This is a genomic window from Agromyces mangrovi (genome assembly GCF_030296695.1).
GTDB classification, from domain to species: domain Bacteria; phylum Actinomycetota; class Actinomycetes; order Actinomycetales; family Microbacteriaceae; genus Agromyces; species Agromyces mangrovi.
Window position 1 is genome coordinate 64,170 of sequence record NZ_AP027737.1, and the last position, 15,247, is coordinate 79,416.

A 15,247-nucleotide genomic window follows, 5' to 3' on the forward strand; every position below is an offset into this window, starting at 1 on the left:
TCGGCTCCGGGGCGTTCGTCGTTCGTGCGGGAGGCCCGCGTCAGCGGGTCGATGCCTCCTCGTCGGCGGGCACGGCGCGCGCGTGCGGCAGCTTGCTGCCGAGCACCATCGCGGTCACGTCGCGCGCGATGTGCTGCGGCGTGAGGCCGACGCGCTCGAGGATGTCGCCGCGCGAGCCGTGGTCGAGGAACTCGTCGGGGAGCCCGATCTCGGTGACCGCGGTGTCGACGTCGGCCTCGCGGAGGTCCTGGCGGATGCGCGTGCCGATGCCGCCCACGCGCATGCCGTCCTCGATGCTCACGACGATGCGGTAGTCGCGCGCGAGCTCGACCACGCTGCGCGGCACGGGCACGACCCAGCGCGGGTCGACGACGGTCGCGCCGATGCCCTGGTCGGCGAGGCGCTCGGCGACCTCCAGCCCGATGCCCGCCATCGGGCCGACGGTCACGATCAGCACGTCTCGGCGGTCGGTCTCGCGCAGCACGTCGACGCCGTCGGGCGTGCGCCGCTCGGCCGGGTACTCGGTGCCCACGGACCCCTTCGGGAAGCGCAGCACCGTCGGGGCATCCTGCACCTGCACGGCCTCGTGCAGCTCTTCCGCGAGCCGCTCCGCGTCGCGGGGGCGGCGAGCCGGATGCCGGGCACGACCTGCAGGATCGCGAGGTCCCACACGCCGTGGTGGCTGGGGCCGTCGGGGCCGGTCACGCCGGCCCGGTCGAGCACGAACGTGACGCCCGCGCGGTGCAGCGCGACGTCCATCAGCACCTGGTCGAAGGCGCGGTTCATGAACGTCGCGTAGACGGCGACCACCGGGTGCATGCCGCCGAACGAGAGACCCGCGGCACTCGCCACGGCGTGCTGCTCGGCGATGCCGACGTCGAGCACGCGGTCGGGGTAGCGCTCGGCCATGCGGTGCAGGCCGGTCGGCCGCAGCATCGCGGCCGTGATGCCCACGATGCGGTCGTCGGCATCGGCGACGCGGACGAGCTCCTCGGAGAACACGCCGGTCCACGAGGGGGCGGATGCGGCGACGAGCGACTCCCCCGTCTCCGGGTCGATCTGCCCGACGGCGTGGAACTGGTCGGCGACGTCGCGCAGCGCGGGCTCGTACCCGCGGCCCTTCTCGGTGATCACGTGCACGATGACCGGCGTGCCGTAGTCGCGCGCCTGCACGAGTGCGCGCTCGACCGCCGCCTCGTCGTGCCCGTCGACCGGGCCGATGTACTTGATGTCGAGGTTCGAGTAGAGCGCCTCGTTGTTCGAGAAGCGGCTGAGGAACCCGTGCAGGCCGCCGCGCACCCCGCGGTACACCGCGCGAGCGGGGCCGCCGAGGCGGTCGAACGCGCGACGGCTCGACTGGTGCAGCTCGCGGTAGCCGCGCTTGGTGCGCACCGAGTTCAGGAACCGCGCCATGCCGCCGATCGTGGGCGCGTACGAGCGGCCGTTGTCGTTGACGACGACCACCAGGCGGCGGTTGTTGTCGTCGGTGATGTTGTTGAGCGCCTCCCATGTCATGCCGCCGGTGAGGGCGCCGTCGCCCACCACGGCCACCACGTGGCGGTCCTGCTGGCCGGTCATCTCGAAGGCGCGCGAGATGCCGTCCGCCCACGACAGCGAGCTCGACGCGTGCGAGCTCTCGACGATGTCGTGCACCGACTCGGAGCGCTGCGGGTAGCCGGCGAGGCCGCCGGTCGTGCGGATGCTCGAGAGGTCGCGACGACCCGTCAGCATCTTGTGCACGTACGACTGGTGGCCCGTGTCGAACACGATGGCATCCTTCGGCGACTCGAACACGCGGTGGATCGCGAGCGTGAGCTCCACGACGCCGAGGTTCGGGCCGAGGTGGCCGCCGGTCTGCGAGACGCTCGCGACCAGGTACTCCCGGATCTCTCGTGCCAGTCGTTCGAGTTCTTCGGCCGAGAGCCCGTCGAGGTCCCGGGGTCCGTTGATGGTCTCGAGCAGGGTCATGCAGGGTGCCTTTCCGGTGCGCCAGTGAGTGTCCGGTCGCCGTTGCCCGAGTCTACGCCGGGAGTCTGGGGAAGCGACGAGCGACCCGGCAGGACGTCGCCTGCCGGGTCGCTCGGGTGGTGTCGGACAGCGTCAGACGAGGCTGCGCAGCACGTACTGGAGGATGCCGCCGTTGCGGTAGTAGTCGGCCTCACCGGGCGTGTCGATGCGCACGACCGCGTCGAACTCGACCGTCTCCTTGCCCGCCGGCGAGTGCTCGCTCGGCGCGGCGACGACGTGCACCGTCTTCGGCGTGCTGCCCGCGTTCAGCTCCTCGAGGCCCGTGATCGACACGACCTCGGTGCCGTCGAGCCCGAGCGAGTCGGCCGACTCGCCGACCGGGAACTGCAGCGGCACGACGCCCATGCCGATCAGGTTCGAGCGGTGGATGCGCTCGAAGCTCTCGGTGATGACCGCCTTCACGCCGAGCAGGTTCGTGCCCTTGGCCGCCCAGTCGCGGCTCGAGCCCGAGCCGTACTCCTTGCCGCCGAAGATGACGAGCGGGATGCCCTGCGACTGGTAGTTCATCGACGCGTCGTAGATGAACGACTGCGGGCCGTCGGCCTGCGTGAAGTCGCGCGTGTACCCGCCCTCGACGTTGTCGAGGAGCTGGTTGCGGAGGCGGATGTTCGCGAACGTGCCGCGGATCATGACCTCGTGGTTGCCGCGACGCGAGCCGTAGGAGTTGAAGTCCTTGCGCTCGACGCCGTGCTCCACCAGGTACTTGCCGGCCGGGCTGTCGCCCTTGATGGCGCCCGCGGGGCTGATGTGGTCGGTGGTGACCGAGTCGCCGAGCTTCGCGAGCACGCGAGCACCCGCGATGTCGGCGACCGGGGTCGTGTCCATGGTCATGCCGTCGAAGTACGGAGGCTTGCGCACGTACGTCGACTCGGGGTTCCACTCGAAGGTCGCACCGGTCGGCGTCGGCAGCGTGCGCCAGCGCTCGTCGCCCTCGAACACGCTCGCGTACTGCGTCGTGAACATGTCCTTGTTGATCGATGCGTCGATGGTGTCCTGCACCTCCGAGGCATCCGGCCAGATGTCCTTGAGGTAGACCTCGTTGCCCTCGGTGTCGGTACCGAGCGGGTCGGACTCGAAGTCGAAGTTCATCGACCCTGCGAGCGAGTACGCGATCACGAGCGGCGGGCTCGCGAGGTAGTTCATCTTCACGTCGGGGTTGATGCGGCCCTCGAAGTTGCGGTTGCCCGAGAGCACCGCGGTCACGGCGAGGTCGTTCTGCTGCACCGCGGCCGACACCTCCTCGATGAGGGGGCCCGAGTTGCCGATGCAGGTGGTGCAGCCGTAGCCGACGGTGTAGAAGCCGAGGTCCTCGAGGTCCTGCGTGAGGCCGGCCTTCTCGTAGTAGTCGGTGACGACCTTCGAGCCCGGCGCCAGCGTGGTCTTCACCCACGGCTTGGCCTTCAGGCCCTTCTTCACGGCGTTGCGCGCGAGCAGGCCCGCGGCGAGCATGACCGACGGGTTCGACGTGTTCGTGCACGAGGTGATCGCGGCGATCGTGACCGAGCCGTGGTCGAGCGTGTACGAGGTGCCGTCCGCGGCATCCACCTGCGTCGGCTTCGACACCGTCTTCGGCGCGTGGCTCCGGTGGTGGTGCTCGTGGTGGTTGAACTCGTCCTCCGGCGTGTTGCCGGGCGGGTCGGATGCCGGGAAGGACTCGGAGATCTCGAGGTCGACCAGGTCGTGGTCGACGTCGGCGTAGTTGGTGAGGTCGGACTCGAACTGCGTCTTCGCCTCGGAGAGCACGATGCGGTCCTGCGGGCGCTTCGGGCCGGCGATCGACGGCACCACGGTGCCGAGGTCGAGCTCCATGTACTCCGAGAACGACGGCTCGTTCGCCGCGTCGTGCCACAGCGTCTGCGTCTTCGCGTAGTCCTCGACGAGTGCCACCTCGGCCTCGCTGCGGCCGGTGAGGCGCAGGTACTCGAGGGTGACGTCGTCGATCGGGAAGATGGCGGCGGTCGAGCCGAACTCCGGGCTCATGTTGCCGATGGTGGCGCGGTTGGCGAGGGGCACGGATGCCACGCCGGGGCCGTAGAACTCGACGAACTTGCCGACCACGCCGTGCTGGCGCAGCATGTCGGTGATGGTGAGCACGACGTCGGTCGCGGTGACGCCGGCGGGGATCTCGCCGGAGAGCTTGAACCCGACGACCTTGGGGATGAGCATCGACACGGGCTGGCCCAGCATGGCCGCCTCCGCCTCGATGCCGCCGACGCCCCAGCCGAGCACGCCGAGGCCGTTGACCATGGTGGTGTGCGAGTCGGTGCCGACGCAGGTGTCGGGGTAGGCGCGCGTCACGCCGTCGACGCCGCGCGAGTAGATGACCTTGGCCAGGTGCTCGATGTTCACCTGGTGCACGATGCCGGTGCCGGGCGGGACGACCTTGAAGTCGTCGAACGCGGTCTGGCCCCAGCGGAGGAACTGGTACCGCTCGCCGTTGCGCTCGTACTCGATCTCGACGTTGCGCTCGAGGGCGTTCTCGGTGCCGAACAGGTCGGCGATGACCGAGTGGTCGATGACCATCTCGGCCGGCGAGAGCGGGTTGATCTTGTTCGGGTCGCCGCCGAGGGCGACCACGGCCTCGCGCATGGTGGCGAGGTCGACGATGCAGGGCACGCCGGTGAAGTCCTGCATGACCACGCGGGCGGGCGTGAACTGGATCTCGGTGTCGGGGTCGGCCGTCGGCACCCACGAGCCGAGCGCCTCGATCTGCGCCTTGGTGACGTTCGCGCCGTCCTCGGTGCGGAGCAGGTTCTCGAGCAGCACCTTGAGGCTGAAGGGCAGCTTCTCGTACCCCGGAACCGTGTCGATGCGGTAGATCTCGTACGAGTCGTCTCCGACCCGGAGCGTGTCCTTCGCCCCGAAACTGTTCACTGCAGACACGTTGGCCTCTCCTTCGCTCGATGCGACCGGCGCGGACCGGCCCGCCTGACGATTCTCGCGGCCGGACAGGGCCGTCTGCCAGCAAGGGTAACCTAATCGCCGCGCCGCGGACCGGGCCTCTCGACCCGGCTCATTTATCTCGATGTCGAGATAACTGTATCACTCGCTCCGGTCGGCGCCGGACGGATACACGGCGCGCACCACGAGCCACGAGAGCACGAGCAGCACGGCGTACAGCGGCACGCCCATCAGCAATCGCGTGAGCGCGAGGCCCTCGACGTTCGCGGCGAGGTACAGCGGGAGCTGCACGGCCAGCCGGGCGACGAACAGCCCGAGCCAGAGCACGGTGAGCAGCTGCATCGCGCGGTAGCGGCGACGGTCGTGCTTCCAGGCCAGGCCGTCGCCCATCAGGAACCCGACGGCGAGCCCGAGCAGGGGCCAGCCCACGAGCAGCGAGATGAGGATCGCGGTCGCGTACGCGCCGTTGGTCCAGAGGCCGATGACGAAGTTGTCCTCGCCGCGACCGGTCCAGAGGGCGAGGGCGGCGGATGCCCCTGCTGCGACGAGGCCCGCGACGGCCTGCGTCACGGGCGTGCGTGCGATCAGGCGGGCGATCGTGAACACGACGGCGAGGCCGACCGAGCCGGCCAGCGCCGGGACGAGCTCGCCCCAGATCGCGTAGACGGTGAGGAAGACGAGCCCGGGAAGGATCGCCTCGCACAGCCCGCGGATGCCGCCCAGCGCACCGAGCAGCTCGCGTGCGGTGAGCGCCTCGTCGCGCGCCAGGCCGCCGAGGCCCGATCGTTCGGCCGCCTGCGCGAGCCCCGCGCCGATGCCCGCCGCGGCCTCGTGGGCTGCGAGGTCGTCCGCCTGCTCCCCCGGCTCGCGGTCGGGCTCGTCGCGGTCGCCGCGCGCGGGATCGGACACCGTGGTCACGGGGCGGTCGGCGGCTTCGCGCCGCCGCCCGAGCCCTGGGGCATGCGGAGCGGGATGAGGTCGCGCGGCGGCATCGGCGTGTTGCCGCGCACCACGACGATGCTGCGGAACAGGTCCTCCACCAGCGCGGCGGCCGCCGGGTCGACGGCGGCGTCGCCCGCGATCACGCCGCGCAGGAACCAGCGCGGCCCGTCGACGCCCACGAAGCGCGCGAGGCGGGTCTGCGCCGCCTGCTGCTCGGTGGCGGGCACCGGGATCTGCGCGAGCAGCTCGGGACCGAACGTGCCCTCACGGGGAGTGATCGTGCCGCCCTGGCCGGTGATCTGCGTGGAGATCTGCTCGCGGATCTCGTGCCACAGCCCGCTCGAGCGGGGCGCCGCGAACGGCTGCACCTGCAGCGTGGAGTTCGCGTAGTCGAGGCTGATCGCCACCACGCGCTTGGTCGACTCCTCGACCTCGAGGCGCAGGTGCAGCCCCTCGCGAGGCAGCACCTTCACGCCGCCGAGGTCGACGTACGGACGAACCGGGTTGGCCTCCGACTCGTCGAGCGGCCCCGCGGTCTCGCGGTCCTCCGGCGCCGACTTGGGGTGGTCGACCGGACGGTCGTCGACGTTCTCGATGTCGCTCACGCTGATGCTGCTCCTGACTGGGGTGTGGGGTGTGTGTCTGCGGCGAACCCGGTCGAGCCGAATCCGCCCTCCCCCGATGGCTGCCCGGCAGCCGGTCGACCGGCACGAAGCGCGCCCGCGAGACCGGCATGACAACGAGCTGTGCGATGCGGTCGCCGTCGCGGATCTCGTACGGCTCCGAGGCATCCGTGTTCAGCATCGACACCTTGATCTCGCCGCGGTACCCGGCGTCGATCGTGCCGGGGGCGTTGACGATGGTGATGCCGTGCTTGAACGCGAGGCCGCTGCGCGGGACGACGAACCCGACGTACCCGTCGGGCAGCGCCACCGCCACGCCCGTGCCGACCGTGGCGCGCTCCCCCGGCGCGAGCACGAGCGACTCGGCCGCGTGCAGGTCGGCCCCGGCATCGCCCGGATGGGCGTACGCGGGCACGCGGTCAGCGGTGATGAGCACCTCGACGGAATCGGTCACGTGTCGAGGGTAGTCGAAGAAATCTGGTCGAATGGAAGCATGCCCGTGTACCGAGAACGGCTCCTGCCGACCCCGTGGATGGTCCTCGTCAGCCTGCTGCTGATCCCGGCGAGCATCCTGATCCTCGCGCCCGTGTCGCTGCCCGCCGGCATCGCGACGGGCATCGTGCTCTATCTCGGCGTGCAGGCCGCGTTCCTCGTCGCCTCACCGCTGATCGAGGTGACCGAGACGGAACTGCACGCCGGGAAGGCGAGCATCCCGCTCGCGCTCACCGGCGAGGCGACGGCGCATGAGGGGGCGGATGCCACCGCCGAGCGGGGCGTGCGACTGGACGCCCGCGCCTGGCTGCTCATCCGCGGCTGGGTGCCGCACGTGGTGAAGGTGCCGATCGTCGACGACGCCGACCCGACGCCCTACTGGATCGTCTCGACGCGCCGACCGACGGAGATGGCCGCCGCGATCAACGGATCGCGACGGCCATCGGAGACTGCGTAGCGGCGCCGGTCAGGCCGCGCACTCCAGGCAGATCGGCCCGAGCTTCGTCTCGTGGTCGATCTGGGAGCGGTGCTTCACGAGGAAGCAGCTCACGCACGTGAACTCGTCGGCCTGCGGGGGCAGGACCACCACGTCGAGTTCCACGTCGGAGAGATCGGCTCCCGGCAGGTCGAACCCACCGGGGTTGTCGGCGTCATCCGCGTCGACCATTCCCGAGTTCTTGTCGGGTACGCGCTCCTTGAGAGCCTCGATCGACTCCGAGTCGTCGTCGCTCTTCCGCGGTGCGTCGTAATCAGTTGCCATTCCGGTCCATTCTTGGTGAGTCGCCGAAGAAAATCGGCGGCCATAGTCTGCATCAACCGTCGTGGAAGTGCAAACGCCTCGCACGGCAGGTCGATCAGCCGCTGCAACTTCCGGCACGCCCGTGGTATTCCCCAGCGGTCGGCGACCCCCGTGGCATCCTTGCCAGCAACAGTGAGCAGGGAAGGGCCCGGCGACATGCAGGAACTGAAGGTGATCGGCGTCGAGAACGGCGCGCTGCTCGCCGCCTCCGACGAGGGGGCGAGGTTCAGGATCCCGATCGACGACGTGGTGCAGTCCAAGATCCGTCAATCGCACCCGGAGTCGCCCAACGCGCCGAGACTGGCGCCGAGGGAGGTGCAGGCGCACATCCGCGCCGGCCTGTCGGCCGAGGAGGTCGCGACCCTGACGGGCGCGTCGCTCGAGGCGATCCGCCGGTTCGAGGGCCCCGTGCTCGCCGAGCGCGAGCACATCGTGAACTCCGCGCTGGCCGTGCCGGTGCACATCGAGGGCGACTTCGACCCCGACACTCCCCCGACGTTCGGCAACGTGATCCGCGACCGGCTCGACAAGCTCGGCGCCGACCGCGGCCGCTGGGCGAGCTGGAAGGAGGAGGACCGCGGGTGGATGGTCAAGCTCGAATTCCGCGCCGACGACATCGACCACGACGCCCGCTGGGGCTTCGAGCCGCGCAAGCGCGCCCTCCAGCCGCTGAACTCCGAGGCCGTGACGCTCTCGCAGCCCGGTGAGCCGAAGGAGGGGCTGATCCCCAAGCTGCGCGCGGTCGGCGCCCAGGACCCGGACGCCTCGCGGTTCGACAGCGGCGCGTTCGCGTTCGACGACGACCCGGTGGCCCCTGTGGCATCCGACCCGGCGCCGCAGCCCGAGGCGCTCTCGTACTCGCGCACCGTGAAGACCTCGAGCCCCGCGGCCGCGAACGCGGCGATCAAGCGCGCCGCCGAGCCGGAGCAGGCGATCAGCGACACGGCCGACCTGCTCGAGGCGCTGCGCAAGCGCCGCGGCGAGCGGGAGTCGGCCGCCGTCCCCGCGGAGGACGACTCCGAGCCCGCACTCGACATCCCCCTGTCGACCTTCGACGAGGAGTTCGAGGACGCGCAGGAGGAGGAGCCGTCGGCCGCGCCCGCCCGCGCCCCGCGCAGGTCGCCCGCCAAGCGCCAGTCCGCCGCCAAGCGCCCGCCGCAGAAGCAGTCGCAGCCGAAGGAGCCCGCGGGCGACTCCCTGTGGGGCCGCGTGGCCGCATCGGGCGAGACCGACTCGGGTGCACCCGCTCGTTCGTCGGCCGCCGCCGGCGCGAAGAAGGGCCGGGCGTCGATGCCGAGCTGGGACGAGATCGTCTTCGGCGCGCGCAGCGACGACGACCCGGCCTGAGCCGACCCGCCCCGTTGACGCCCGTCCACCGGGCGTTGGCGTGTCGAGCCTCGGGGACGTAGCATTCGAACACATGTTCGAATGGAGGTCCGCGATGCGCACGATGGAGTCGGAGACCGTCGTATGGACGGGCGACGACGGCGAACCGCTGCGCCTCGTCTGGCGGCAGGTGCGCTACCGCGTGACCGATCGCCCGACCGCGCTCGTCGCACCCTGCCCGTGGTGGCGCCCGCTCGCCGGCACGGGCGTGTGCGGGCCGCTCGATGTCACCGGCTGGCGGTTCCAGGGCACGGCCGACGACGGTTCGGGCTCGCTGGTCTTCGACGTGGTGCTCGATCGCAGGACGCTCCGGTGGGAGGTCGTGGACACGTACGAGTGACCACTCCCTAGGCTGTGCGCATGGCGACCCCGTTCAGCGAGCGCGTGAGCTCCCCTGAGTGGCTCGCCGCGACGGAGGGCCGGGTGCTGCGGATGCTGCGCGAGGTCGGCGTGCGCGCCACGGGACCGCTCGAGCGGCGCCGGGTTCGCCCGTGGTCGACCCAGCTCACGATCACCACCGACGCGGGCCTGGTGTGGTGCAAGCAGAACCATCTGCCGATGGCGTTCGAGGCCCACATGCAGGAGGTGCTCGCGCAACACGCGCCGGGGTCCGTGCAGGCTCCGCTGGCCGTCGACGCCGCGCACGGCCTCCTGCTCACGATCGACCACGGACCGTCCGTCGCCGAACGCGGTACGGTCACGACCGACGTCTGGATCGGGCTCGTCAGCGAGGCGGCGCACGTGCAGCATTCGCTCGTGCAACAGCGCGGCGAATTGCTCGGTACGGGCATGCCGGATCGCAGCATCCGTGTGGATGAACGGTTCGACGAACTCGTCGACCTACTAGCGGGGCTTCCGAAGTCGCACGCAGCGCGACTCGATGAGGTCGAGGCATCTCGGCTGCGGGCCGCGCGTCGGGCGGTCGCAGACGCCGTGGACGTGCTCGCCGACTCGCCGTACCCGGCCGCGTGGAACCACGGGGACCTCCACCCCGGCAACGCATACCCTGACGGCGACGGCTACCGGCTGTTCGATCTCGCCGACGGCCAGTGGGCGAATGCCCTCGAAGTGCTGGCAGTGCCCCACGACTGGATCGATCGACGACCGGACCTCTCGTGGGAGCCCGTGCTCGACGCATGGGCTGCGGCGTGGGGACTCCGAAGACCCACCGCCGAGGAGTGGCGGGCGATGCGCATCGTGCACGCCGTGAACCGCACGTGCACCTGGGCCGACGTACTTGGCACGATGACCGACGCGGAGTTGCACCGTTGGGCGCACCACGCGCCCGACGAGCTGCTCGGCGTGCTGCGGCACACCGAGAGGGCCTAGGCCGACTTCTCCTGGCGGCGCGGCTTGTGCGGCACGATCGTGGGAGCGGCGTTGTCCATGACGGCCTCGCGCGTGACGACCACGCGGGCGACCTCCTCGCTCGACGGCACCTCGAACATGATCGGCCCGAGCACCTCCTCGAGGATGGCGCGCAGGCCGCGCGCACCCGTCTGGCGCAGCACCGCCAGGTCGGCGATCGCCTCGATGGCGCCCTGGTCGAACTCGAGCTCGACGCCGTCGAGCTCGAACATGCGCTCGTACTGCTTGACGAGCGCGTTCTTCGGCTCGGTGAGGATCTGCATGAGCGCCGGCCGGTCGAGCTGCGAGACGGTCGTGACGACCGGCAGGCGACCGATGAACTCGGGGATGAGGCCGAACTTGTGGAGGTCTTCGGGGAGCACCTCGCTGAAGATGTCGACCTCGTCGTCCTTGCTGTGCAGTGGGGCGCCGAAGCCGATGCCGCGCTTGCCTGCGCGCGACGAGATGATGTCCTCCAGCCCGGCGAACGCACCGGCCACGATGAACAGCACGTTCGTCGTGTCGATCTGGATGAACTCCTGGTGCGGGTGCTTGCGGCCGCCCTGCGGCGGCACCGAGGCGGTCGTGCCCTCGAGGATCTTCAGCAGCGCCTGCTGCACGCCCTCGCCGGACACGTCGCGGGTGATCGACGGGTTCTCAGCCTTGCGGGCGATCTTGTCGACCTCGTCGATGTAGATGATGCCCGTCTCGGCGCGCTTCACGTCGAAGTCGGCGGCCTGGATGAGCTTCAGCAGGATGTTCTCGACGTCCTCGCCGACGTAGCCCGCCTCGGTGAGGGCGGTGGCGTCGGCCACGGCGAACGGCACGTTCAGCCGGCGTGCGAGGGTCTGCGCGAGGTAGGTCTTGCCGCAACCGGTGGGCCCGATCAGGAGGATGTTCGACTTCGCGATCTCGACCTCGTCGCGCGCGTGGTCGGCCGACGTGAGCGTCGTGCGCGCTCGCACGCGCTTGTAGTGGTTGTAGACGGCGACGGCCAGCGCCCGCTTAGCGGGCTCCTGGCCGATGACGTACTCCTCGAGGAAGGAGAAGATCTCCTTCGGCTTGGGGAGGTCGAACTCGCCCTGCGTCTCCTCGCCCGACTCGGCGAGGCGCTCCTCGATGATCTCGTTGCACAGCTCGACGCACTCGTCGCAGATGTACACGCCGGGACCGGCGATGAGCTGCTGCACCTGCTTCTGGCTCTTTCCGCAGAAGGAGCACTTCAGCAGATCGGCGCTTTCGCCAATGCGGGCCATGTGCGTGCCTCCTTCGATGTGCGACGGTTCGAGCCTAACCCGCCGCACCGACTCTGCGACGGAACTCGCGCGATCATGTCGTGAAACGTCCGAAGGCGGGAGGGGCATGTGCCCTCCCGCCTCCGTGAATCGAGCGGATGCTACGGGGTGATCGACGCCGGGGTCGTCTTGCGGCTCGTGAGCACCTGGTCGATGAGGCCGTACTCGAGCGACTCCTCCGCCGAGAGGATCTTGTCGCGGTCGATGTCCTCGTGCACCTGCTGCTGGTCGCGGTTCGAGTGGCGCGCGAGCGTCTCCTCGAGCCACGTGCGCATGCGCATGATCTCGGCCGCCTGGATCTCGATGTCGGACGCCTGCCCCTGGCCGGCCTGGCCGACCGCCGGCTGGTGGATGAGCACGCGCGCGTTCGGCAGCGCGAGGCGCTTGCCGGGCGTACCGGCCGCCGCGATGACCGCCGCCGCCGACGCGGCCTGGCCGAGCACGACGGTCTGGATCTGCGGGCGGATGTACTGCATCGTGTCGTAGATCGCCGTCATGGCCGTGAACGAGCCGCCGGGCGAGTTGATGTACAGGATGATGTCGCGGTCGGGGTCCATCGACTCGAGCACGAGGAGCTGGGCCATGATGTCGTCGGCCGACGCGTCGTCGACCTGCACGCCGAGGAAGATGATGCGGTCCTCGAAGAGCTTGGCGTACGGGTCCTGGCGCTTGTAGCCGTAGGCCGTGCGCTCCTCGAAGCTCGGGAGGATGTAGCGCGAACCGGGGGCGGCGAGGGCGCCGTGCGCGGTGCCGCCGAAGTCGGGAGTCTTCATGTGGGTGTCGTTCTCTCTTCTCTCGCTGCCCTATGCCGCCGTGCCGCCGCCGCCGGAGACGTCGGTCGCCGACTCGCGGATCGCGTCGACGAACCCGTACTCGAGGGCCTCCTCGGCGTTGAACCAGCGGTCGCGGTCGCCGTCGGCGTTGATCTGCTCGACGGTCTTGCCGGTCGCCGCTGCGGTGATCTCGGCGAGGCGGCGCTTCATGTCGAGGATGAGCTGCGCCTGCGTCTGGATGTCGCTCGCGGTGCCGCCGAAGCCGCCGTGCGGCTGGTGCAGCAGCACGCGCGCGTTCGGGGTGATGTAGCGCTTGCCCTTGGCGCCGGCGGTGAGCAGCAGCTGCCCCATCGACGCGGCCATGCCGATGCCGACCGTGACGATGTCGTTCGGCACGAACTGCATCGTGTCGTAGATCGCCATGCCCGCGGTGATCGAGCCGCCGGGCGAGTTGATGTAGAGGTAGATGTCCTTCTTCGGGTCCTCGGCGGCGAGGAGCAGGAGCTTCGCGGCGATCTCGTTCGCGTTGTCGTCTCGCACCTCGGAACCGAGCCAGATGATGCGGTCCTTCAGCAGTCGATCGAAAACACTGGGCTGCAGTGCCGGTTCGGCCATGTGTCGCTCCATTTCGGTATTCGCGTTCGGCATCGAATCTATCCGCTGCGAATCGGCGGGGTCGTGCTGTTCGCCGTGGGCGGAGGACGTGTCGCGCGAGGCTCAGGCGATCGGCTCGCCCGGGCGCACCAGGCCGCTCTCGTAGGCGAGCACCGCCACCTGCACGCGATCGCGCACCGCGAGCTTCGCGAACAGCCGGGACACGTACGTCTTCACCGTCGACTCGCTGAGGAAGAGCCGCTCGGCGATCTCCGTATTCGACCGGCCGTGCGCGACGAGCCGCACGATCTCCTGCTCGCGCTCCGTGAGCGCCGGCAGCGTCACGGTGGGCCGATCGGCATCGGCCGGGGTCGTGAACCTCCCGAGCAGGCGTGCGGTGACCGCGGGTGCGAGCATGGCGTCTCCCCGGGCGACGACGTGCACCGCGTGCACGAGGTCGGCCGGCGGCGCATCCTTGAGCAGGAACCCGGATGCCCCCGCCTGCACGGTCGCGAACACGTACTCGTCGAGGTCGAACGTCGTGAGCGCAAGCACGCGCGGCGGCGACTCGCCGGCCGTGATCCTGCGAGTCGCCTCGATGCCGTCCATCACCGGCATCCGCACGTCCATGAGCACCACGTCGGGGTGATGGGCGGATGCGGCGGCCACCGCCTGCTCGCCGTCGCCCGCCTCCCCCACGACGACCATGCCGGCCCGCTCGAGGATCAACCGGAACCCGACCCGCACGAGCTCCTGGTCGTCGACGAGCAGCACGCGGAGGGGTGCAGCGGCGTCGTTCACGACGGCCCCAGCACCGGGAGCTCCGCGCGGACGTGCCATCCGCCCCCTGCGGGCCCGCCTCGAGTTCGCCGCCGTAGATCGCGACGCGCTCGCGCATGCCGAGCAGGCCGTGGCCCGCCGCCCCGCTCTCCGCGTGGCCACCGCCGTCGTCCGTCACGGTCACGGTCACCGCGTCCGGCGTCGCGGTCACGACCACGGCCGCCGACCGCGCGTTCGCGTGTCGGCGCACGTTGGTGAGCGCCTCCTGCACGACCCGGTAGACCGCGAGCCCCCGGCCGGCGGAGAGCGCGTCGACGTTGCCGACCACCGAGTACGCGACGTCGAGACCCGCATCCCGGGCCTGCGCGATGAGGTCGGGCAGCCGATCGATGCCCGGCACCGGCGCGAGGCCCGCCTCCTCGTCCTCGCGCAGCAGCGCGACGACCCGGCGCACCTCGGCGAGCGAGTCGCGCCCGATCGAGCGGATCGCCTCGAGCGCACGCCGCGCGGCCGCCGGATCGTCGTCCACCACCTCGGCCGCTGCGCCCGCCTGCACCACCACCACGCTCATCGAGTGCCCGAGGATGTCGTGCAGCTCGCGCGCGATGCGCGCACGCTCCTCCGCCACGGCGAGCATGGCCGCGTGCCGCGCCTCCGCCTCGGAGCGCTCGGCGCGGAGCGCTGCGGCGACCGCACGGGCCTCGGAGCGCCGGACGCCGAACGCGATCAGCGCGATCGCGATCAGGACGCCCCAGTGGAAGAGGAGCTCGCTCGGACCCTGCAGGTACGGGATCGTGAGGTCGGCGAACACGACCGCCGACGCGACGGAGCCGGCCACTGCCCAGGCGACGCGCGGCCGCCCGAACCGCACACCCGAGTAGAGCGCGAAGTACATCGACACGAGCTGCCCGAAGAACAGCACCTGGATGTCGCCGAGCGTGGCGATGCCGGTGAGCACCCAGACCGCGGGCACGCCGATGAGTGCGATCGGGACCCGGCGCCGCAGGGCCAGCAGGCACCCCGCGACGATGATGGCGGCGGTGCTGACCACCGGCGAGCCGGTGCCCTGCACCGAGTCGAAGGGCACCCACACCTCGGCGAGCCCCGCGGCCGTCACGATGCCCGCGAGCACCAGGTCCACCGCGAGGTCGCGGCGTCGGGAACGCTCCATGATCGGAGGCTAGCGCCCGCCGCGTCGCGCGGGAATCCACCCGGGTCGACACCACGGGTCCACCCCGGTGCCGACGGTCGGGACCCGGCGAGGCAGACCGTGACGGACCGTCGCTC

At 70.6% G+C, this 15,247-nt stretch carries 12 protein-coding genes and 3 pseudogenes; 4 read left to right on the forward strand and 11 right to left on the reverse strand.

Going from position 1 to position 15,247, the window contains the following annotated elements; genetic code table 11:
* Nucleotides 1-40 precede the first annotated feature (40 nt).
* The 5 genes and pseudogenes from dxs to dut form a co-directional block, all read right to left on the reverse strand.
* A pseudogene (gene dxs, locus QUE38_RS00325) lies at nt 41-1,968 on the reverse strand (1-deoxy-D-xylulose-5-phosphate synthase).
* 132 nt (nt 1,969-2,100) lie between these two features.
* On the reverse strand, nt 2,101-4,911 hold the full coding sequence (gene acnA / locus QUE38_RS00330) for an aconitate hydratase AcnA (protein ID WP_286309589.1): 2,811 nt from the start codon (nt 4,909-4,911) through the stop codon (nt 2,101-2,103).
* Nucleotides 4,912-5,070: 159 nt separating this feature from the next.
* A complete protein-coding gene (locus QUE38_RS00335) occupies nt 5,071-5,838 on the reverse strand; it encodes a DUF3159 domain-containing protein (protein WP_286309590.1) in 768 nt (255 codons plus the stop codon).
* 5 nt (nt 5,839-5,843) lie between these two features.
* The gene (locus tag QUE38_RS00340) at nt 5,844-6,476 is read right to left on the reverse strand and encodes a DUF3710 domain-containing protein (RefSeq protein WP_286309591.1); all 633 of its coding nucleotides are present in this window, start codon (nt 6,474-6,476) and stop codon (nt 5,844-5,846) included.
* Nucleotides 6,473-6,948 (reverse strand): annotated as a pseudogene (dut, locus tag QUE38_RS00345) (dUTP diphosphatase). The gene QUE38_RS00340 and the pseudogene dut overlap by 4 nt, the downstream one beginning before the upstream one ends.
* Nucleotides 6,949-7,026: 78 nt before the next feature.
* On the opposite strand from dut, the gene QUE38_RS00350 reads away from it, so the two are divergent.
* The gene (locus QUE38_RS00350) at nt 7,027-7,443 is read left to right on the forward strand and encodes a DUF3093 domain-containing protein (RefSeq protein ID WP_286311891.1); all 417 of its coding nucleotides are present in this window, start codon (nt 7,027-7,029) and stop codon (nt 7,441-7,443) included.
* 9 nt (nt 7,444-7,452) lie between these two features.
* Here QUE38_RS00350 and QUE38_RS00355 read toward each other — a convergent pair whose 3' ends face one another.
* Entirely contained in the window at nt 7,453-7,746 is a 294-nt protein-coding gene (locus QUE38_RS00355) for a DUF4193 domain-containing protein (RefSeq protein WP_281886402.1), read from the reverse strand.
* A gap of 195 nt (nt 7,747-7,941) precedes the next feature.
* Here QUE38_RS00355 and sepH point away from each other — a divergent pair, with 195 nt between their 5' ends.
* The 3 genes from sepH (at nt 7,942) to QUE38_RS00370 (ending at nt 10,500) form a co-directional block, all read left to right on the forward strand.
* Nucleotides 7,942-9,132 carry a septation protein SepH gene (gene sepH, locus QUE38_RS00360; RefSeq protein WP_286309593.1) on the forward strand — a complete coding sequence of 397 codons (1,191 nt, stop codon included), beginning with the start codon at nt 7,942-7,944 and terminating at the stop codon, nt 9,130-9,132.
* A 73-nt stretch (nt 9,133-9,205) separates the two neighbouring features.
* The gene (locus QUE38_RS00365; protein ID WP_286309594.1) at nt 9,206-9,511 is read left to right on the forward strand and encodes a hypothetical protein; all 306 of its coding nucleotides are present in this window, start codon (nt 9,206-9,208) and stop codon (nt 9,509-9,511) included.
* Between the two features lie 20 nt (nt 9,512-9,531).
* The gene (locus QUE38_RS00370) at nt 9,532-10,500 is read left to right on the forward strand and encodes a hypothetical protein (RefSeq protein ID WP_286309595.1); all 969 of its coding nucleotides are present in this window, start codon (nt 9,532-9,534) and stop codon (nt 10,498-10,500) included.
* Here QUE38_RS00370 and clpX read toward each other — a convergent pair.
* The 5 genes and pseudogenes from clpX to QUE38_RS17290 all read right to left on the reverse strand — a co-directional run.
* Nucleotides 10,497-11,774: an ATP-dependent Clp protease ATP-binding subunit ClpX gene (gene clpX, locus QUE38_RS00375; protein ID WP_286309597.1), complete on the reverse strand. Its 1,278-nt coding sequence runs from the start codon at nt 11,772-11,774 to the stop codon at nt 10,497-10,499. The two genes, QUE38_RS00370 and clpX, sit on opposite strands and share 4 nt — an antisense overlap.
* 140 nt (nt 11,775-11,914) lie before the next feature.
* Nucleotides 11,915-12,586 carry an ATP-dependent Clp protease proteolytic subunit gene (locus QUE38_RS00380; protein WP_286309599.1) on the reverse strand — a complete coding sequence of 224 codons (672 nt, stop codon included), beginning with the start codon at nt 12,584-12,586 and terminating at the stop codon, nt 11,915-11,917.
* 30 nt (nt 12,587-12,616) lie between these two features.
* Nucleotides 12,617-13,213: an ATP-dependent Clp protease proteolytic subunit gene (locus tag QUE38_RS00385; RefSeq protein WP_281886396.1), complete on the reverse strand. Its 597-nt coding sequence runs from the start codon at nt 13,211-13,213 to the stop codon at nt 12,617-12,619.
* Nucleotides 13,214-13,303: 90 nt separating this feature from the next.
* A complete protein-coding gene (locus QUE38_RS00390; RefSeq protein ID WP_286309601.1) occupies nt 13,304-13,981 on the reverse strand; it encodes a response regulator in 678 nt (225 codons plus the stop codon).
* 88 nt (nt 13,982-14,069) lie between these two features.
* Nucleotides 14,070-15,131 (reverse strand): annotated as a pseudogene (locus QUE38_RS17290) (sensor histidine kinase); the annotation flags it as partial.
* Nucleotides 15,132-15,247: the final 116 nt, after the last annotated feature.